Below are 17,725 nucleotides of genomic sequence, written 5' to 3' on the forward strand. Positions count from 1 at the left end.
AGCGCGCTGTGGCCCGAAGCGAGATACCTCACCGCACCATCGGCGGCGCGCTGTCGCCCATCATCCTGTGGGGCCTGCTCGCGGGGCTGGCCACACTCTTGTTCGCATGGCGCGTCGGCATGCAGCAGCCGGCATCGGTGCCGGGCGATCTCCAGCATGTCATCCTGTTCTACAGCTCGCTGCCGCGCGCCGTCGTAGCGGTGCTGGCGGGCGCCGTGCTCGGCCTGTCCGGCCTGCTGTTGCAGCATGTGCTGCGCAATCCGCTGGCGGAACCATCGACGCTCGGCATTTCGGGCGGCGCGCAACTGGCGATGACGCTCGCCTCGCTTTACGCGCCGTTGCTGATGGAGCGATCGCAAGGGCTGGTGGCCTTTGCCGGCGGCACCGCCGCTGTGCTGCTGGTGCTGGCGTTCACCTGGCGGCGCGGGCTGGAGCCGGTGTCGGTCGTGCTCGCCGGAATGATGGTGGCGCTGACCGCGAGTTCCGTCAGCGCCGCGCTGATCCTCGCCAATGGCGACTACCTGTTCTCGCTGTTCATCTGGGGCGGCGGGTCGCTGGTGCAGCAGGATTGGCAACCGGCTATCGCCCTGACGATCAGGCTGGCGGCCGGCGCCGCCGCGGCGCTGATGCTGCTGCGGCCGCTGACCATCCTTGGCCTCGACGACGCCTCGGCGCGCGGCCTTGGCGTTGCCCGCCACACCAGCCGCTTTCTCATCATCGCGCTTGCGGTGTGGATGGCAACGACTGTCGCGGCGCAGATCGGCGTCATCGGTTTCGTCGGCCTTGCCGCGCCGGCGCTCGCCACGCTTTCGGGCGCGCGCACCCTGCGGCAGAAGCTGGTCGCCGCGCCGCTGATCGGCGCAGTACTGCTGTGGCTGACGGACGGGCTGGTCCAGCTCGCCGCCGGAGCCGGCGGCGAGCGCATTCCGACCGGCGCGGGAACCGCGCTTCTGGGCGGCCCACTGCTGCTGTGGCTGTTGCCGAGGCTGCGCATGTTCGAATGGCCGCATCTCGGTTCCAATGGCGCGGCACCGCGCAAGGCTCGCCGGCCATGGCTCATCATCTTCGTCCTGCTTGCGCTCACATTTGCCGCCGCCGCCTTGGCTCTCGTCGTCGGGCGTGGACCGGCAGGGTGGTCGATCGCCGGCTGCGACCTGCTGGCCGATCTCGTCTCCTGGCGCGCGCCGCGTGTCGGCGTGGCCGCGGCCGCCGGCGCGATGCTCGCGGCGGCGGGCGTGGTCATCCAGCGCGTTACCGGCAACCCTCTGGCGAGCCCCGAAGTGCTTGGCGTCGGCACCGGCGCGGGCGCCGGTCTGACCGCCGTGCTGACGGTCAGCGCAACGACCGGGCTCGGCTGGCAGCTCGCCGGCTCGGCCGCGGGCTCACTGGCGGCACTGGCCGCCATGCTGGCCATCGCCGCCAAGGCAAAGTTCGGCGCCGACCGATTGCTGCTTGCCGGCATTGCCATGAGCGCACTGTGCAGCGCGCTGATCACCGCGACGATCGCGATGGGCAATACACAGTCCTATGTGCTGTTGCGCTGGCTGAGCGGTTCGACCGGCCAGGCGACCGCCCTGGACGCAGCCGTTGCACTGGCCTGCCTGTTGCCACTGACGCTGCCGCTTTTTCTTGCCGCGCGCTGGCTGGACATCCTGCCGCTCGGGGCCGACAGCGCGCGCGGACTTGGCGTGCCCGTAGCCGGCGGGCGGCTGATGCTGGTCGTCGTCAGCGCGCTCCTGACCGCGCTGGCCGCTTTGATCGTCGGCCCGTTGAGCTTCGTCGGCCTGATCGCGCCACACCTTGCCCGGCTCCTCGGCTTTTGGCGCGCACGCATTCATCTTGCCGGGGCGATGCTTCTGGGCGCCTTGCTGATGACCATATCGGACTGGCTGTCGCGCATGGCGGCCTTCCCGTACGAACTGCCTGTCGGCCTGTTCGCCTCACTGCTCGGCGGGCCGTATCTCGTCTACCTGCTTGCCAAGGGCGTGCCTCGTCAGGGCTGACGCGGTCCGGGCATGTCAGGAAGACCATTCGGCCTTCAGCACCGAGACCGCCGCCTCGCTGTTGTGGACGTAGTCATTGGCGTCCGGCTGCTTCTGCACCAGGAGGATGAACAGAAGGTCGGTCAGAGTCAGCTGCGCATCGCGCGCGGTGATGGACGATGAGCGCGCACGCTCCTCGTCGGCGATGGTGTAGAGGCAGATATCGGCAACGCGGCTCAGCGGATTGTCGTGCAGGCCGGTGACCGCGATCACCATGGTGCCGCGCTTGCGGGCAAGCTCGGCGATGCGCAGAGTTTCGATGCTGGCGCCCGAATGGGAGAGCGCGAACAGCACATCGTCAGGCCCGAGCGTCGAGGCATTGGCCATCTGGATATGGCTGTCGCTGTCATGCAGCACATTGCGGCCAAGCTTCATCAGCTTGTAGGAAAAATCACGCGCCACCAGCGAGGAGGCGCCGACGCCGGCCAGATGTATGCGGCGCGCACCATCCAGCAATTCCAGCGCCCTGGAGATGATCCGCTCGCTGTTGGCGGCGACGGTCCGCTCCATCGACAGAAGCTTGCTGCCGATCAGCTTCTTCAAGATGACCTGATAGCCGTCGCCGACTTCGATCGAACCGTGGATCATACCGGCCGGCACCTGCCATTCCCGCGCCTTGGCTTCGCTGACGGCGAGCTTGAGCTCCTGGTAGCTGGCATAGCCGAGCTTCTGGCTGAATTTGACGACGCTCGACTGGCTGCGCCCGATCTCAGCCGCAAGAGCAGCCGTCGACAGCCGCAGCATCTCCTCGGGATTTTCGACGATGTACTGGCCGATCTCACGATCGCCGGGCGCCATGCCGTCGAGCTTGGCATTGATCCTGTTCAGAACGGACATGATCCCCCTTGCGCTTTGGCGTCCAGCCGCACGGCCAAGGAATAATTTATTCCAATTTCGATTGACAGCCAAGAACGCGGAATTAATTCTTAAGCGGGCCGGATTGAGCTCGGGAACAGCTTTCGAGAGCGCCGCGCCCGGACGCGGCCCGGCGCACAAGGTTTCAGCCATGGACAGACTGCGCATCGTCGGCGGGCAAAGACTGCAAGGCGCGGTCACCATATCGGGCGCCAAGAACGCCGCTCTGCCGCAGATCGCGGCGGCGCTGCTAAGCCCCTACCCGCTCGAACTGACCAACCTGCCCGATGTGACCGACGTCGAGAACATGCTCGGCGTGGTGCGGCTGCACGGCGCCGAGGTGACGCGATCGGCCCATGCCGCGACGATCGACACCCGTGCCGCCGTTTCCAGGGAGACGTCCTACGACACCGTCAGAAAGATGCGCGCGACGGTGCTGGTGCTGGCGCCGCTGCTCGCCCGTTTCGGCCATGCGCGGGTTTCGCTGCCTGGCGGCTGCGCTATCGGCGCGCGGCCGGTCGACATGCATGTCGCCGCACTCGCGGCGCTGGGCGCCCGCATCGCCATCGAGAACGGGCTGATCGTCGCCTCGGCGCCGAACGGGCTCACCGGCACGCGCATCGTCCTGAGCTCGCCGTCGGTCGGGGCGACGGAAACCGCCATGATGGCGGCGACCACGGCCAAGGGCGAAACCGAAATCCTCAACGCGGCGCGCGAGCCCGAAGTGGCCGACCTCGCGGCTTGCCTCAACGCGATGGGCGCGCGTGTCGAAGGTGCCGGCACACATCGCATCCTGATCGCCGGCGACACGGACTGGCGCGCGGCCAGGCACGACATCATTCCGGACCGGATAGAGGCCGGCACCTATGCCATCGCCGCGGCGATCACCGGCGGGCAACTGGAACTGACGCATGCCCGGCTCGAGCACATGGCCTCGGTGGTGCAACTGCTGGAGGCGACCGGCGTCGGCGTCTGGCCGGGCGACCGCGGGCTCATCGTGTCGCGCGAGCGGCCGCTCAAGGCCGCCGACGTCACGACGGAACCCTATCCGGGCTTTCCGACCGATCTCCAGGCGCAGTTCATGGCGCTGATGTGCTGCGCGCAGGGCGCGTCGCTGCTGCGCGAAACCATTTTCGAGAACCGCTTCATGCATGTTCCCGAACTGATGCGGCTCGGCGCCAACATCAAGCTGCAAGGCACCACCGCGCTGGTGCGCGGCGGCGAGAAACTGCATGGCGCGCAAGTCATGGCCACCGATTTGCGCGCCTCGGTGTCGCTGGTGCTGGCGGCCTTGGTCGCCGAGGGCGAGACGACCATCAACCGGGTCTATCATCTCGACCGTGGCTATGAGCAACTGGACCGCAAGCTGCGTCTGTGCGGCGCCGACATCGAGCGGCTGAGCGCATGAACAACGGCCGCTCCGATTATTTTCTCGGTGTCGACGGCGGCGGGACCGGCTGCCGCGCCCGTATCGAGGACGCCGAAGGAATCGTGCTGGGACAAGGCCTCTCCGGTCCGGCGTCGACGCGGCTCGGCATCGACGCGGCCTGGGCGTCGGTTGCCAAGGCCTTCGACGTGGCGATCGAGGAGGCAGGATTCGGAGCGGCGGAAAGCGCCCGGATTCACGCCGGCATCGGCCTTGCCGGGATCGGCCGCAAGGGCGCGCTGGAGGCGCTGCGGGCGATCGCGCATCCCTTTGCCAGCATCGATTTCGTCAGCGATGGCGTCGCCGCCTGCCTCGGCGCGCATTCGGGCCAGGACGGCGCCATCGTCATCGCCGGCACCGGTTCGATCGGCCTCGGCTTCGTCGAGGGCCGCGACCTGCGCGCCGGAGGCTATGGCTTTCCGATCTCCGACGAAGGCAGCGGCGCCGATCTCGGGCTGAAGGCCGTGCAGTTGGCGTTGCGCGCCCATGACGGCCGGCATGAGCGCACGGCACTGCTGGCGGAAGTCATGCAGCGTTTCGAGAACGACCCGATGCAAGCCGTGGCCTGGATGGACCGCGCCAGCGCCACCGACTATGCGGCCCTGGCGCCGATGGTGATGCGCCACGCCGACCAGGGCGATCCGGCAGGGCGGCGCATCGTGCAAAAGGCCGCCGAACAGATCGACACGCTGGTGCGGGTTCTGTTCGAAAAAGGCGCGCCGCGCGTGGCCCTGCTGGGCGGGCTCGCCAGTCCGCTCGAACCATGGCTCGCACCCGACGTTCGCCGGCGCCTGAAAGCCGCCGATGGCGACGCGGTTTCCGGGGCGATCATTCTTGCCCGCAGGTCACTCGGCAAGCATTAGCGCGGAAGGAATAATTTATTCCATCTTTCCGTTGACGGACCGAATATTGAATTCTAATACGTTAACGAAACGGGGTAGCATAACGAAATACGCGTGTGCCGGAGCCAAAGAGGAACCACTTCCGAACAGGCTGAGCGGCCTGATTTTTGAAAGCACTGATTTGAAAGCACTGGGATGAGCGAGCAAGGTTTGATGTCCGAGCTGGACCGGCTGGTTTCCGAAGGCCGGAATCCGCGGACCATGGACATCGACCTGCTGCCGACGATCGATGTGCTGCGCAAGATCAACGACGAGGACCGGGTGGTTCCGGCAGCGGTCGAAAAGGTGCTGCCGGACATCGCGGCCGCGGTCGACCGCATCGTCCTCGCCTTCCAGAAAGGCGCTCGGCTTATCTATATGGGCGCCGGCACCAGCGGCCGGCTGGGCGTGCTCGACGCCTCGGAATGTCCGCCCACTTTCGGCGTGCCGGAAGGCATGGTCGTTGGCCTGATCGCCGGCGGGCCCGACGCGCTGGTGCGCTCGACCGAAGGGGCCGAGGATGATCCCAAGATGGGCGCCAGGGCCTTGCAGGACATCAAGCTCACCCCGGACGACGTGGTGGTCGGCATCGCGGTCAGCGGGCGCACGCCCTATGTGATCGGCGGGTTGAATTATGCCAAGCAGGTGGGGGCAACGACGGTCGCCCTGTCCTGCAATCCGGCATCGACCATAGCAGGCATTGCCGACATCGCCATCTCGCCGGTCGTCGGTCCCGAGGTGCTGACCGGCTCGACGCGGCTGAAATCCGGAACGGCGCAGAAGCTGGTGCTCAACATGCTGAGCACGGCCTCGATGATCCGCATCGGCAAGAGCTACCAGAACCTGATGGTGGACCTTAATCCGTCCAACAGGAAACTGGCCGCCAGGGCAACCAGGATCGTGATGCAGACCACAGGCTGCACGGCGGCGCAGGCGCGCCACGCGCTCGGCCGGACCGGCAACGACGTGAAGCTGGCGATCCTGCTGACCATCACCGGGCTTGAGGTCGAGGAGGCGCGCGCAGCCCTCGCCAAGGCAAGGGGTTTCCTGCGAAAGGCAATCAGCGACGAGACGCATGAAGGCGCTTGAGACCAGACGGCGTGAAGCTGCTTTACACAAGACGGCGCGAAGCCGCATAGACTGGGCCGATAGTCCAAAGCGCGTGTGTCTTGGAAGCGGTCCGCAGAAACTGCAAGGGCATCGGGTTCAAGCAAAGATGGGAGACGAGAATGGTTCACCTCACAAGAAAGCTGCTGTCGGGCATCACGCTGGCAGCCATGCTCGGCATCGCCACGGTCTCGACGCAGGCGGCGACGCTGCACATGGCCTGGTCGCAGGACGCAACGGGACTTGATCCGCACAAGCAGACGGCCTTTTCCTCGCTGCGGCTCCTGGAGCTGATCTATGAGCCGCTGGTGCGGGTCGATGCCAGCCTGCAGATCATCCCGGCCATCGCCACGTCCTGGGAATTCTCCAAGGACGGCAAGGAGCTGACCTTCAAGCTCGATCCCAAGGCGAAATTCCAGGACGGCGCTGCCGTGACCTCGGCCGACGTCAAGGCGTCTTTCGAGCGCATCCTGGACGAGAAGACAGGCGCCGCCGCCCGCGCCAACTTCCTGTCGATCGCCAGCATCGACACGCCGGACGTTGGAACCGTCGTGTTCCATTTATCGCAGCCCGACGCGCCGATCCTGACGGCGATGAGCGACATCAACGCGGCCATCGTGCCGGCGGCCGAGATCAAGGCCGGCTCGATCGGCACCAAAACGGTCGGCTCCGGCCCGTTCCAGCTCGATAAATGGGACCCCAACGCCAAGGAAGTCTTGAGCGCCAACAAGGAATGGGCCGGCGGCGCGATCGGCGTCGACGGTATCGAAATCAGCGTGCTGCCCGATGAAGCGGCGATCCTCGCCGCCCTGCGCACCAAGCAGGTCGATTTCGCGCTGCTCAACGATCCGCTCGTCGCCACGCTGGTGCCGAAGGAGGCTAGCCTGCAACTGAACCGCGCGCCGGTGCTGGCCTATAACGTGCTGCAGCTCAATCCGTCACGCAAGCCGATGACCGAGCTCAAGGTGCGCCAGGCGATCTCCTGCGCGATCGACCGGCAGGAGGTTCTAGACACTGCCGCGCTCGGTGAAGGCAAGGTCACCGGACCGCTGACCATCCCAGCACTTGCGACCGATCCCAGCCAGCTCTTCTGCTACAAGCGTGATGTCGAGAAGGCCAAGAAGTTGATGGCGGAGGCAGGCTTTGCCGACGGCTTTTCGGCGACCGTGATCGGCGCCACCGGCGAGCCGCCGACGGCGGCGGCAGAAGCCCAGGTCATCCAATCGCAGCTCGCCGAGATCGGCGTCAAGCTCGACATCAAGATGATGGAGCTCAACGTCTATGTCGACGCCTGGCTGAAGGGCGATTTCGACATGGCGATCGCGCTCAATGGCGGCCGCGCCGACCCCTACACCATGTACAACCGCTACTGGACCAAATCAGGCAATCTGCAGAAGGTGGCCAACTACATCGACGATACGCTGGACAGCCTGATGCAGAAAGGCCGCGCCGAGACCGATCCGGCCAAGCGCAAGGCGATCTTCACCGAGTTCGAGAAGCACCTCGCCGAAGTCTCGCCCTGGATTTGGCTCTACACGTCCTACAGCTATACCGCCCAGCAGAAGAACGTCGCCGGGTTCGTGCCGACGCCGACGGGCACGCTGTTCAGCCTCAGCAAGGTTACCATCCAGCAGTAGCCGTGGGCGGCCCTGGAGACGGATGATTTCAGGTTGAATCGACCTGAAATCTGAATCCGCCTCTAGATCAAAGGGATAGAGCATGATGTCGTCCGAAAACCGCTTCACACTCGGCATCATGCTCTAGACGAGAGGTCTTCTTCGCGTGAACTATCTGATGCGACGACTTGCGGCGTTTCCTCTCGTCCTGCTTGGCGTGTCGATCCTGGTCTTCGTGGCGATCCGGATGGTGCCGGGCGATTCGATCACCGCGATGCTGGGCACCGAAGCCGGCCTGCTGACGCCGGCACAGCGCGATGCGCTCGCCGCCTATTTCGGCATCGACCAGCCCTGGTTCGTCCAGTACTGGCGCTGGATCGGCGGCATCCTGCACGGCAATTTCGGCATCTCCGTCACCTATGGTAGGCCGGTATTGGACGTCATCCTCGAGCGCTTCCCGCTGACGCTGGAACTGGCCGTGCTGTCGATGATCATCGCACTCGCCGCCGGCATGCCGGCGGGCATCTACGCCGCCACGCATAGTGAGAAACTGTCCGACCTCGGTGTGCGCGTCGTCGCTATGATCGGCCAGTCGACGCCGAGCTTCGTGCTCGGCCTTTTGATCATCTACGCGCTGTCGGCCGGCTTCGGCGTGCTGCCGGCCATGGGCGAATTCGCGCCGCTCTGGCAGGATCCCTTGCGCAATCTCAGCCAATTGATCCTGCCTGCCATCACGCTCGGCTTCGCCTTCGCCGCATCGGTCACCCGCATCTCGCGCTCGGCCATGCTCGACGTGTTGAGCGACGACTATGTGCGCACCGCCCGCAGCAAGGGCGCCTCGGCGCGCAGCGTCATCTGGCGGCATGCGCTGCCCAACGCGCTGATCCCCGTGGTGACGCTGAGCGGCATTGAATTCGGCTATCTCCTGGGCGGCGCGGTCATCGTCGAGCAGATCTATGCCCTGCCCGGTCTCGGCCGCATGGTGCTCGACGCCATCCTCCAGCGCGACTACGCGCTGGTGCAGGGCAGCGTGCTGTTCATCGCCTTCAACTTCATGATCGTCAATCTCCTGGTCGACCTCGCCTATGTCGCGCTCGATCCGCGCATCCGGCTGGGCGAGCAGTGATGCGCATGCTGCGCGCCATCCTCGGGCACGGCAGCGGTCGTATCGGCGGCGTGATCGTCGGCGTCTATCTCCTGGTCGCCATCCTCGGTTTGCTTGGACTGACGCCGCACAATCCGATCACGCAATACCGGATCGACCGGCTGCACGCGCCCAGTGCCGCCTACTGGATGGGCACCGACCTGTTCGGCCGCGACGTGGCGAGCCGGCTGATGGCGGGCGTCGGCCAGTCCTTCACCGTTGCCTTTCTTTCGGTCGCCTTCGCCGCGCTTGCCGGCACCGTGCTTGGGCTCGCCGCCGCTTGGCTCGGGCGTCGCTGGGACGGCGTGCTGATGCGGATCATGGATGTGCTGCTGGCTTTTCCTGCCATTCTTCTGGCGCTGCTGATCGTCACCGTTGCCGGACCGGGCACATGGACCAGCGTGGTCGCCATCGGCATCGTCTATACGCCGATCTTCACACGAGTGGTGCGCGGCCCTGCTTTGTCGCTCAAAGCGCGCGAATTCGTCGACGCCGCGCGCACCTTCGGCAGCAGCTCCAGCTACATCGTCACGCGGCACCTGCTGCTCAATCTGGTCGCGCCGCTGACCATCCAGGTGACGCTGGCGCTCGCCTGGGCATTGCTGACCGAGGCCGGCCTGAGCTTCCTCGGTCTCGGCACGCAGCCGCCGGCCGCTTCGCTCGGCCTGATGCTGAGCGACAGCCGCAATCTGATGGAAACCGCCCCATGGCTGATGATCTTCCCCGGCCTGGCGATCATGATCAGCATTCTGGGCTTCAACCTCTTGGGCGACGCCTTGCGCGACATCCTCGATCCGAGGATGCGGAGAGCGCTCGCATGATCCCGCTTCTGTCGGTCCGCGACCTGAACGTCGGCTTCGGCCGCGACCCGAAAGCCAATGAGGTGGTGCGCGGCGTCAGCTTCGACCTCGCCGACGGCGAAACGCTGGCCATCGTCGGCGAAAGCGGCTCGGGCAAGTCGGTCACCGCGCTGTCGATCAACCGTCTCATCGATTTCGGCGGCGGCCGCATCACCGGCGGCGCCATGACGCTGAAACGGGCCGACGGCAGTCTCTTCGACCTGACGACCGCGACCGAGCCGCAACTGGCCGGCATTCGCGGCGCGGAGATCGGCATGATCTTCCAGGAGCCGATGACCTCGCTCAATCCTGTGCTGACGATCGGCACGCAGATCGAGGAATCCTTCCGGCTGCATCGCGGCCTGACCGGCCGGCAGGCCACGGCGGCGGCCAGGGACGCGCTCGACCGAGTGCGCATCCCCGATGCGGCAAGGCGGCTGAAATACACACCCAACCAGCTGTCGGGCGGCATGCTGCAAAGGGTGATGATCGCCATTGCGCTCGCCTGCAATCCGCGTCTGCTGATCGCCGACGAACCGACCACGGCGCTCGATGTGACGGTACAGGCGCAGATCATGGCGCTGCTTGCGGAGCTCAAGCAGGAAAGCGGCATGTCGATGATCTTCATCACCCACGACATCGGCCTTGTCGCCGGGATCGCCGACACGGTGATGGTGATGCAGAACGGGCAGGCCGTAGAACAGGGCGAACTGAACCAGGTCCTCGACAGGCCGCAGCACGCCTACACGCAGCATCTGTTGCAGGATGTGCCGCATTTCGCCCACGGCCGCGCGACACGCATGGACGGGCAGCGCGACAAGAACGCAAGGACGGACCCGGCCCTGAAAGTCAACGGCCTGGTGGTGCGATTTCCGCTCAGGAGCAGTTTCTTCAGCCATGCCAGCGGCGCGGTGCACGCCGTGGATGGCATCGACTTCGACCTGATGCCGGGAGAGACACTGGCCATTGTCGGCGAGAGCGGTTCGGGCAAATCGACCACCGCGAAAGCAGTCCTTGGGCTGGTGCGCTCGACGCGCGGCAGCTTCTCGGTCGGCGCCCCAACGGCCACGGCAAAGCACAGCGCCAAGCCCGTGCAGATGGTTTTCCAGAATCCCTACGCTTCGCTCAACCCGCGGCTGAGCATCGAGAGCATCCTGGCGGAGCCGGTGATCGCCAATGGCGGCCGGGCGGATGCCGAAACGCGAGCCAGGATGGCGAGCCTGCTGGAGCGCGTCGGCCTGCCGCAGAACAGTTTGCAGCGCTATCCGCACGAATTCTCCGGAGGCCAGCGGCAAAGGCTGTGCATTGCCCGCGCGCTGATGCTCAACCCGTCGGTCGTCGTTCTGGATGAAGCGGTTTCCGCCCTCGATGTTTCGGTTCAGGCCAAGGTGCTGGAGCTGCTGGTCGACCTGCAGCGCGAGTTCGGGCTGGCCTATCTGTTCATCTCACACGATATGGCTGTCGTCGAGCGGATCGCTCATCGCATCGCCGTCATCTATGCCGGCCAGATCGTCGAGATCGGAGACGCGGCCTCGGTGCTGTCGGCGCCGAAACATTCCTACACGAAGAAGCTCATATCAGCGGTTCCGGCCATCGACCGGCGGCATGAGCGTTTCGAGGTCGACACACGCCAGGTGCCTTCCCTGGTGCGCCCGCAAGGGTTTGAGCCGGCGCCGGCGAGATGGGAGCGGTTTGGCGGGGATCATGTGGCGAGGGTGGAGGCGTGATGGCCCTCGGATATCTCAGGTTGGCGGGACAGCACCCCCCTCTGCCCTGCCGGGCATCTCCCCCGCAAGGGGGGAGATCGGATGTCGCCTCGGCCTTCGCCAATCTCCAATGGTGGAAGGCTGGCGGGACATCAACTCTGCCAATCTCTCCCCTTGCGGGGGAGATGCCCGGCAGGGCAGAGGGGGGTGTGACGGAACTCGGCCTTTCAGGAGGCCCGCATTGACCAACCTCGCCCAGATCTTCGACCGCGCGTTCCAACCACTCGCAGCGGCAGTTGCCGCCAAGCGCATCCCCGGTGGCGTGCTCGGCATCGTTGACAGGAATGGCGACCGCATCACCAGGGCGATCGGCTCAGCCCAACTCGTGCCTAAGCAGCGACCGATGCGTGAGGAGAGCTGGTTCGACCTGGCATCCCTGACCAAGGTGATCTTCACCACGCCGCGCATTCTGACGCTGGCTCAGGACGGTGCCATCGATCTCGACGCACCACTCGTCTCGGTGCTGCCGGACCTTCGCCAATATGACGCGAGTGCCTGGGAGCGGAAGGTGACGTTTCGCCAGTGCCTCGGGCACCAGACGCCCTTCCCGGCCGTCGAACCGATCTACACCTACGGGCGCGACCCCGACTTGCTGCGCGCCTTCATCCTGCAACGGGAATGGCGGGCCCGCGATCCGGTCTATTCCGACATCAATTTCATCCTGCTCGGCTTTGCGCTCGAACGGCTGTCGGGAAAAAGCATCCGCGACATGGAGCCCGGCCCGGGCTTTGCGTGGTCTGCCGAGCCAGATCTCGCCGCGGCAACAGAAGACTGCACCTGGCGCCATCGCGTTCTGTCCGGCGAGGTTCACGACGACAATTGCGCGGCGTTGCAAGGCGCCGGCCATGCCGGCCTGTTCGGCACGGCCGCCTCGGTGCTCGATTTCGCCCAAGGGCTGCTGACCGGCGCATCCGAACGGTCGATCGCGCCGATGCGCACGCCCTTGTCCGCCACCCGCACCCATGGCTGGGAGCGTCCCTATGACGGCTGGTCCGGCGGCGCTTTGTGCGGCCCCGGAACGATAGGCCATACCGGCTTTACCGGCACGGGGCTGTGGATCGACTTCGACAGAGGCAAGGCCTGGACCTTGCTTACCAACCGGATCCATCCGACACGTCACTTCGACAGCGGAATCGTCGCGCTTCGCCAAGCGGTCGGCGATCTCATCAATGGAGTTCGATAATGGAATCCATCTGGGCCGTCGGCCTGATGACCGGCACCGTGCTGGACGGCAACATCGATGTCGCCCTGATCAAGACAGATGGCGAGCGCATCGACGATTTCGGCACCTACCGGCTGATGCCCTACCCCCCGTCGATCCGCTCGCTGCTGGAAGAGACGCTTAAGCAGGCGCGGGGCTGGAATTTTGCCGGACCGGAGCCGGCGATCTTCCGCGAGGCCGAGGAGGCGCTGACGCGCGCGCAATCGGCGGCGGTCAAGGAGCTCGTAGAAGGTTATGGGATGACGATGGCGGATATCGGCGTCGTCGGCTTCCACGGCCAGACCGTACTGCATCGCGCGCCGCAAATCGGCCGGCTCGGCCAGACCCGGCAGCTCGGTGATGGCGAATTGATGCATGCGATCCTCGGCACCAAAATTGCCTATGATTTCCGCTCTGCCGACATGCGCGCCGGAGGACAGGGCGCACCGTTGGCGGCCGCCTATCACACCGCGCTGATGCGCAGCGCCGGCGCCAGCGGCGAGGTGGCCGTGCTCAACCTCGGCGGCGTCGCCAACATCACCTGGTGGGACGGCGGCGACAATGTCGTTGCCTTCGACACCGGCCCCGCCAACGCGCCGCTCAACGATTTCATCAAGTCGAAGGGGCTCGGCGAAATGGACCGCGACGGCGCGCTTGGCCGGGCGGGAACGGTCGACGAAGCCCGGCTCGCCAAGCTGCTGCAACACCCCTATTTGACCAAACCCTATCCGAAATCGCTGGACCGTTTCGACTTCGGCGCCACCATGGCGGATGGCCTGAGCGCCGAGGACGGCGCCGCGCTTTTGACCGCCTTCACCGCCGCCGCGGTCGGCAAGGCACTCGATCTTCTGCCGAGCCGGCCGAAAAGACTGGTGGTCAGCGGCGGCGGCCGCCACAACCCGACGATGATGGCAATGATCGCCAGCCGCGCCGGTGTCGAGGTGGTGCAGGCCGAAAGCCTCGGCTGGAGCGGCGACGCGGTGGAGGCGGAGTGTTTTGCCTTTTTGGCGGTGCGCGTGCTGCGCGGCCTGCCGATCAGTTTCCCCAGCACGACGGGCGCGCCGCAGCCGATGCGCGGCGGACGGTTGGCCGGTTGATCAGCCCGCCGACAGTTTTTTCTGCAGGAAGACGCGGCTGCGGCCGACGGGGAAATCGGCGAGTGTTCCGAAGGGCTGATAGCCCTGGCGCCGATAGACCCTGGCGGCGTTGGGGTTGAAGGTGTCGATCCAGGCGTTCTGGCAGCCGCGCGCCATCGCCTCCTTCTCAGCCGCGTCCAGCATCGTGCCGGCCATGTGCCGACCGCGCAGCCTTTCGTCGACCCACAGCCATTGCACGTAGAGCCAGCCCCAGGCGGTGTAGCCCGAAGTGCCCGCGACAATCGCGCCGGCTTCATCACGCACGAACACCGCAAGGGCCTTCCTTTCGGAAGCGCCGACATCGCCGTCGTTGAACGCCATCAACCGCTCGCCGAGAAAGGCGAGCTCCTCGGGCAAGGGGGTTGCCGTCGTTTCAAGTGTCGTGATCATGGCTCATCCGAAATGCGCAACGGGAGATGAACAGAGTTACGAAGGCCGGAGCGCCTGCGCAACGCCTATATCCGTCCCCGAACAGGGTGCTGGTCCGGGGCGCCACCATTGCGGAATTCGGAGGCGGAAATGCCGTAGCGCTTGAGCTTGTCATAGAAAGTCTTGCGCGGCACGCCGAGTGCGTCGATGGCCCCGCGCACGTCGCCGGCATGATCGCGCAAAGCCTCGCGGATGAGTTGCGCCTCGTAGCGGCCGACCCGTTCGGGCAGCGCCGCCGAGGGCTCCGGCAAGCGCGCGGACGTTGCCCTGGCCTCCTCGTCGGGCCCGAGGCCAAGCGCGACCCGGTCGGCAAAATGCGCGAGCTCGCGCACATTGCCGGGCCAGTCATGCGACTGGAGATGGTCGCTCACCGCGGCATTCACGGCCGCGACAGGACGGCCGAAACGCTGCGAGGCGTTACCCAGGAAATGCCCGAACAGCAGCGGGATGTCGCCGCGCCGCTCGCGCAGCGGCGGGATGCGTAGCGTCACGACGTTGAGGCGGAAATAGAGATCCTCGCGGAAATCGCCGCGCTGGTCCGGCCGGCCTAGATCGACCTTCGTTGCCGCGACGACCCGCAGATCGAGGCGGCGCGTTTCGTTGGAGCCGAGCGGGGTGAGGCTGCGCGTTTCCAGCACCCGCAGCAGCTTGACCTGTAGCGGCGGCGGCATGGATTCGATTTCGTCGAGGAACAGCGTGCCGCCGCTCGAATGCTCGATGCGACCGATTCGCCGCCGCTGCGCCCCGGTGAACGCGCCCGGCTCGTGGCCGAACAGCTCGCTCTCGATGACGGTCTCCGGCAGAGCGCCGCAATTCAGCGCCACGAAAGGCTTTGCGCGGCGCCGGCCCCATCGGTGCAGGAGATCCGCCACCACCTCCTTGCCGGTGCCGGTCTCGCCTTCCACCAGCACGTCGACATCCATGTCGGCGATCTGACGCAAGGTCTCGCGCAGGCGGCGGATGGCGGGCGCCTCGCCGATCAGCGGCAGGCCGTCGGCGGCCTGCGCGGCGGCCTCGTGCAGCCGCCGGTTCTCCATCACCAGCCGCCGCTTTTCGCCGGCCCGATTCAGCGCCTCGACAAGGCGTTCGCCGGCATAGGGTTTCGGGATGAAATCGTAGACGCCGTCCTTGAGCGCGGCCACCGCGAGATCAATATCGCCATGTCCGGTGACCAGGATCACCGGTATGTCGATGTCGATCGCCCTGATCCGATCGAACAGCTGCAAGCCGTTCATGCCGGGCATGCGGATATCGCTGACAACCACGCCCTGGAAATCCCGGTCGACGGCGGCAAGCGCTGCCTCCGCGGCCTTGAACGCGATCACGCCGAAGCCGGCAAGCTCGAGCAATTGCGTGGTGGCGTGAAGCAGATCCGCGTCGTCTTCGACGAGCGCGACCAGCCCTGATCCCTCAGTCATTCAATTCGCCTCAGATCTATGGTGAAGGATGCGCCTTTCGTGCTGCCCGGATCGAGGCGCAGCGTGCCGCCCAGTTCCTGGGCGATCTCCTGCGAGATCACCAGACCGAGGCCAAGCCCCTTTTCCTTGGTGGTCTGGAACGGCATGAACAAATTGCCGGCCGCTTCCGGCCCGAGGCCAGGTCCATTGTCGCGCACCGAAACCAGCACCCTGTCGTCGCGCTCGGCAAGCTCGATCTCGATGCGCGGATCGGGCCGGTCCTTCAGGGCATCCAGCGCATTCTGCAAGAGATTGACCAGGATCTGCTCCAGCCGGATTCGGCTGGCCATGACCGTCGGCGAGGCGGTGCCGCGCGGCTTGACGACGGTCACGCCGGAATCGCGGATGCGGCCGGACAGGAGCGACAGCGCGCCGTCGATCGCTTCGCGCACGGGCAATGGCGAGGCGGCGACGCCTGGCCGCCGTGCGAAGGTGCGCAGCGTGCTGGTGATGGCGCCGATGCGCTCGGTCATCGACACGATCGATGTCAGGTTGCCCGAGACGGATTCGACTTTGTCGCCATGCAGGAAGCGGCCGGCATTCTCGGCGTAGGTGCGTATCGCCGCCACCGGCTGGTTGATCTCATGCGCGACGCCGGCGGCGATCTGGCCGAGGATGGAAAGCCGGTTGGCCTGGGCGAGGTCGTCGCGCAGTCGGCGGACCTTGGCCTCGGCGTTTTCGCGCTCGGCGATCTCGCCGGCAAGGGCGGTGTTGGAGCGGGTCAGTTCCGCCGTTCGCGTGCTTACCCTGCTCTCCAGTTCAGCATTCATGCGCGCCAGCGCTTCCTGCCTCACGCGGCGCGCACGGCGGCGCCTGAGAAGCACGTAGGCAAGTAAACCCGTGAACAGCAGCGCCAGCAGCGTGGTCAGGCGTGCCGTGTTGGCGGCCGACGTCAAAGCGGCATCGGCAGGCGTGAGCAGCCACAGACGCCAACCGGGAACGGCGCCGGGCAGGTCCTGCGCCACTTCGACGAACTGGCGCGATTTTCCGGCATTGTCGATTGTCGCCAGGCCGTCACCGGCACCGCGTCGTATCGGCAGCGGTTCGAAGCCGGTTTCGGCGAGTTGAAGCTGCTCGTGAGCTGTCGCGGCATCCGCGGCCGAGAGCGGCGCAAGCGCGTGGAACCGCCACTCGGGCCGGCTGGTCGCCAGCACGACACCGCGCTCGTCGGTGACGAAGACGACAAAGCCGCTGGAGCGCCAATTGGCTTCGACGCCGTCGAGTTCGACCTTCAGTACGGCGACGCCGAGCGGCGTCTTGCCGTCGTCGACGCGGCTGGCGAGATAAAGTCCCGGCCTGCCGCTGATCGTGCCGAGGCCATACTGGCTGGCGGCGCCCTTGGTCATGGCGTCGGTGAAATAGTGGCGGAAATTGTAGTCGATGCCGACGAAGCTGCCCGGCTCGCCGGCGTTGCTGGCCGATATCGCGATGCCTGCCGTGTCGATGACATAGATGGCGGATGCCGAGGCGTCGGCGGCAATGGCCCGGAGCTTGTCGCCGAGCGCCGTCTCTTGCGTTTTGCCGGCCCGGCGCAACGCGTCGCGCACGGCATCGTCGCGTGCCAGCACCAAGGGAACGAGACGCTGCTTTTCGATTTCGCCGGTCAAGGTGCCCGCCGCCAGCGGCAAGGCTGCCAGTGCTCCGTCGCGCAGATCGCCGGCAGCCTGGTTGGCGGCAAGGCGCCCGGCAATCGCGACCGCTCCCGCCAGCATTGCCACGGCGACCAGGAGAATGAGCCAGCGGCCGTCACGCAGCCTGGCCATCGCTTCGCGCAGCAGGTCGCGGCCGGCGAACTCCGGGGATGCGCTATCGGTGTCTGCCTGCGG

At 66.2% G+C, this 17,725-nt stretch carries 14 protein-coding genes; 10 read left to right on the top strand and 4 right to left on the bottom strand.

Going from position 1 to position 17,725, the window contains the following annotated elements; translation table 11 throughout:
• Positions 1 to 8: 8 nt before the first annotated feature.
• Positions 9 to 2,003: a Fe(3+)-hydroxamate ABC transporter permease FhuB gene (gene fhuB / locus FJ953_RS06765; protein WP_210240106.1), complete on the top strand. Its 1,995-nt coding sequence runs from the start codon at positions 9 to 11 to the stop codon at positions 2,001 to 2,003.
• Between the two features lie 15 nt (positions 2,004 to 2,018).
• Here the strand turns inward: fhuB and FJ953_RS06770 are convergent, their stop codons facing one another.
• Positions 2,019 to 2,879 (bottom strand): MurR/RpiR family transcriptional regulator, encoded by an 861-nt coding sequence (locus FJ953_RS06770; RefSeq protein ID WP_140497745.1) that lies wholly within the window; start codon positions 2,877 to 2,879, stop codon positions 2,019 to 2,021.
• Between the two features lie 169 nt (positions 2,880 to 3,048).
• Between FJ953_RS06770 and murA the strand changes: the two genes are divergently transcribed.
• The 9 genes from murA to FJ953_RS06820 all read left to right on the top strand — a co-directional run bounded on the left by murA (position 3,049) and on the right by FJ953_RS06820 (position 13,974).
• Positions 3,049 to 4,305 (top strand): UDP-N-acetylglucosamine 1-carboxyvinyltransferase, encoded by a 1,257-nt coding sequence (gene murA, locus FJ953_RS06775; protein ID WP_140497743.1) that lies wholly within the window; start codon positions 3,049 to 3,051, stop codon positions 4,303 to 4,305.
• Complete coding sequence (locus FJ953_RS06780; RefSeq protein WP_140520903.1) at positions 4,302 to 5,186, top strand: N-acetylglucosamine kinase; 885 nt, start codon at positions 4,302 to 4,304, stop codon at positions 5,184 to 5,186. The genes murA and FJ953_RS06780 overlap by 4 nt, the downstream gene beginning before the upstream one ends.
• A gap of 174 nt (positions 5,187 to 5,360) precedes the next feature.
• Complete coding sequence (gene murQ, locus FJ953_RS06785) at positions 5,361 to 6,293, top strand: N-acetylmuramic acid 6-phosphate etherase (RefSeq protein ID WP_140623650.1); 933 nt, start codon at positions 5,361 to 5,363, stop codon at positions 6,291 to 6,293.
• A gap of 140 nt (positions 6,294 to 6,433) precedes the next feature.
• Entirely contained in the window at positions 6,434 to 7,948 is a 1,515-nt protein-coding gene (locus FJ953_RS06790; RefSeq protein WP_140623652.1) for an ABC transporter substrate-binding protein, read from the top strand.
• 145 nt (positions 7,949 to 8,093) lie between these two features.
• Complete coding sequence (locus FJ953_RS06795) at positions 8,094 to 9,053, top strand: ABC transporter permease (RefSeq protein ID WP_140555522.1); 960 nt, start codon at positions 8,094 to 8,096, stop codon at positions 9,051 to 9,053.
• Complete coding sequence (locus tag FJ953_RS06800; protein WP_140623654.1) at positions 9,053 to 9,892, top strand: ABC transporter permease; 840 nt, start codon at positions 9,053 to 9,055, stop codon at positions 9,890 to 9,892. Before FJ953_RS06795 ends, FJ953_RS06800 begins: the two co-directional genes overlap by 1 nt.
• Positions 9,889 to 11,637: an ABC transporter ATP-binding protein gene (locus FJ953_RS06805; RefSeq protein WP_140623656.1), complete on the top strand. Its 1,749-nt coding sequence runs from the start codon at positions 9,889 to 9,891 to the stop codon at positions 11,635 to 11,637. Before FJ953_RS06800 ends, FJ953_RS06805 begins: the two co-directional genes overlap by 4 nt.
• A gap of 220 nt (positions 11,638 to 11,857) precedes the next feature.
• Positions 11,858 to 12,859 carry a serine hydrolase gene (locus tag FJ953_RS06815; protein ID WP_140623658.1) on the top strand — a complete coding sequence of 334 codons (1,002 nt, stop codon included), beginning with the start codon at positions 11,858 to 11,860 and terminating at the stop codon, positions 12,857 to 12,859.
• Complete coding sequence (locus FJ953_RS06820) at positions 12,859 to 13,974, top strand: anhydro-N-acetylmuramic acid kinase (RefSeq protein ID WP_140623659.1); 1,116 nt, start codon at positions 12,859 to 12,861, stop codon at positions 13,972 to 13,974. The genes FJ953_RS06815 and FJ953_RS06820 overlap by 1 nt, the downstream gene beginning before the upstream one ends.
• Here the strand turns inward: FJ953_RS06820 and FJ953_RS06825 are convergent, their stop codons facing one another.
• The 3 genes from FJ953_RS06825 to FJ953_RS06835 form a co-directional block, all read right to left on the bottom strand.
• Positions 13,975 to 14,403, bottom strand: a complete 429-nt coding sequence (locus tag FJ953_RS06825; protein WP_140555529.1) for a GNAT family N-acetyltransferase — start codon at positions 14,401 to 14,403, stop codon at positions 13,975 to 13,977.
• A gap of 65 nt (positions 14,404 to 14,468) precedes the next feature.
• The gene (locus FJ953_RS06830; RefSeq protein WP_140623661.1) at positions 14,469 to 15,860 is read right to left on the bottom strand and encodes a sigma-54 dependent transcriptional regulator; all 1,392 of its coding nucleotides are present in this window, start codon (positions 15,858 to 15,860) and stop codon (positions 14,469 to 14,471) included.
• Positions 15,857 to 17,662 (bottom strand): sensor histidine kinase, encoded by a 1,806-nt coding sequence (locus tag FJ953_RS06835; RefSeq protein WP_140623663.1) that lies wholly within the window; start codon positions 17,660 to 17,662, stop codon positions 15,857 to 15,859. Before FJ953_RS06835 ends, FJ953_RS06830 begins: the two co-directional genes overlap by 4 nt.
• Positions 17,663 to 17,725: the final 63 nt, after the last annotated feature.

Origin of the sequence: Mesorhizobium sp. B2-3-6 (assembly GCF_006442305.1) — a bacterium.
GTDB lineage: Bacteria > Pseudomonadota > Alphaproteobacteria > Rhizobiales > Rhizobiaceae > Mesorhizobium.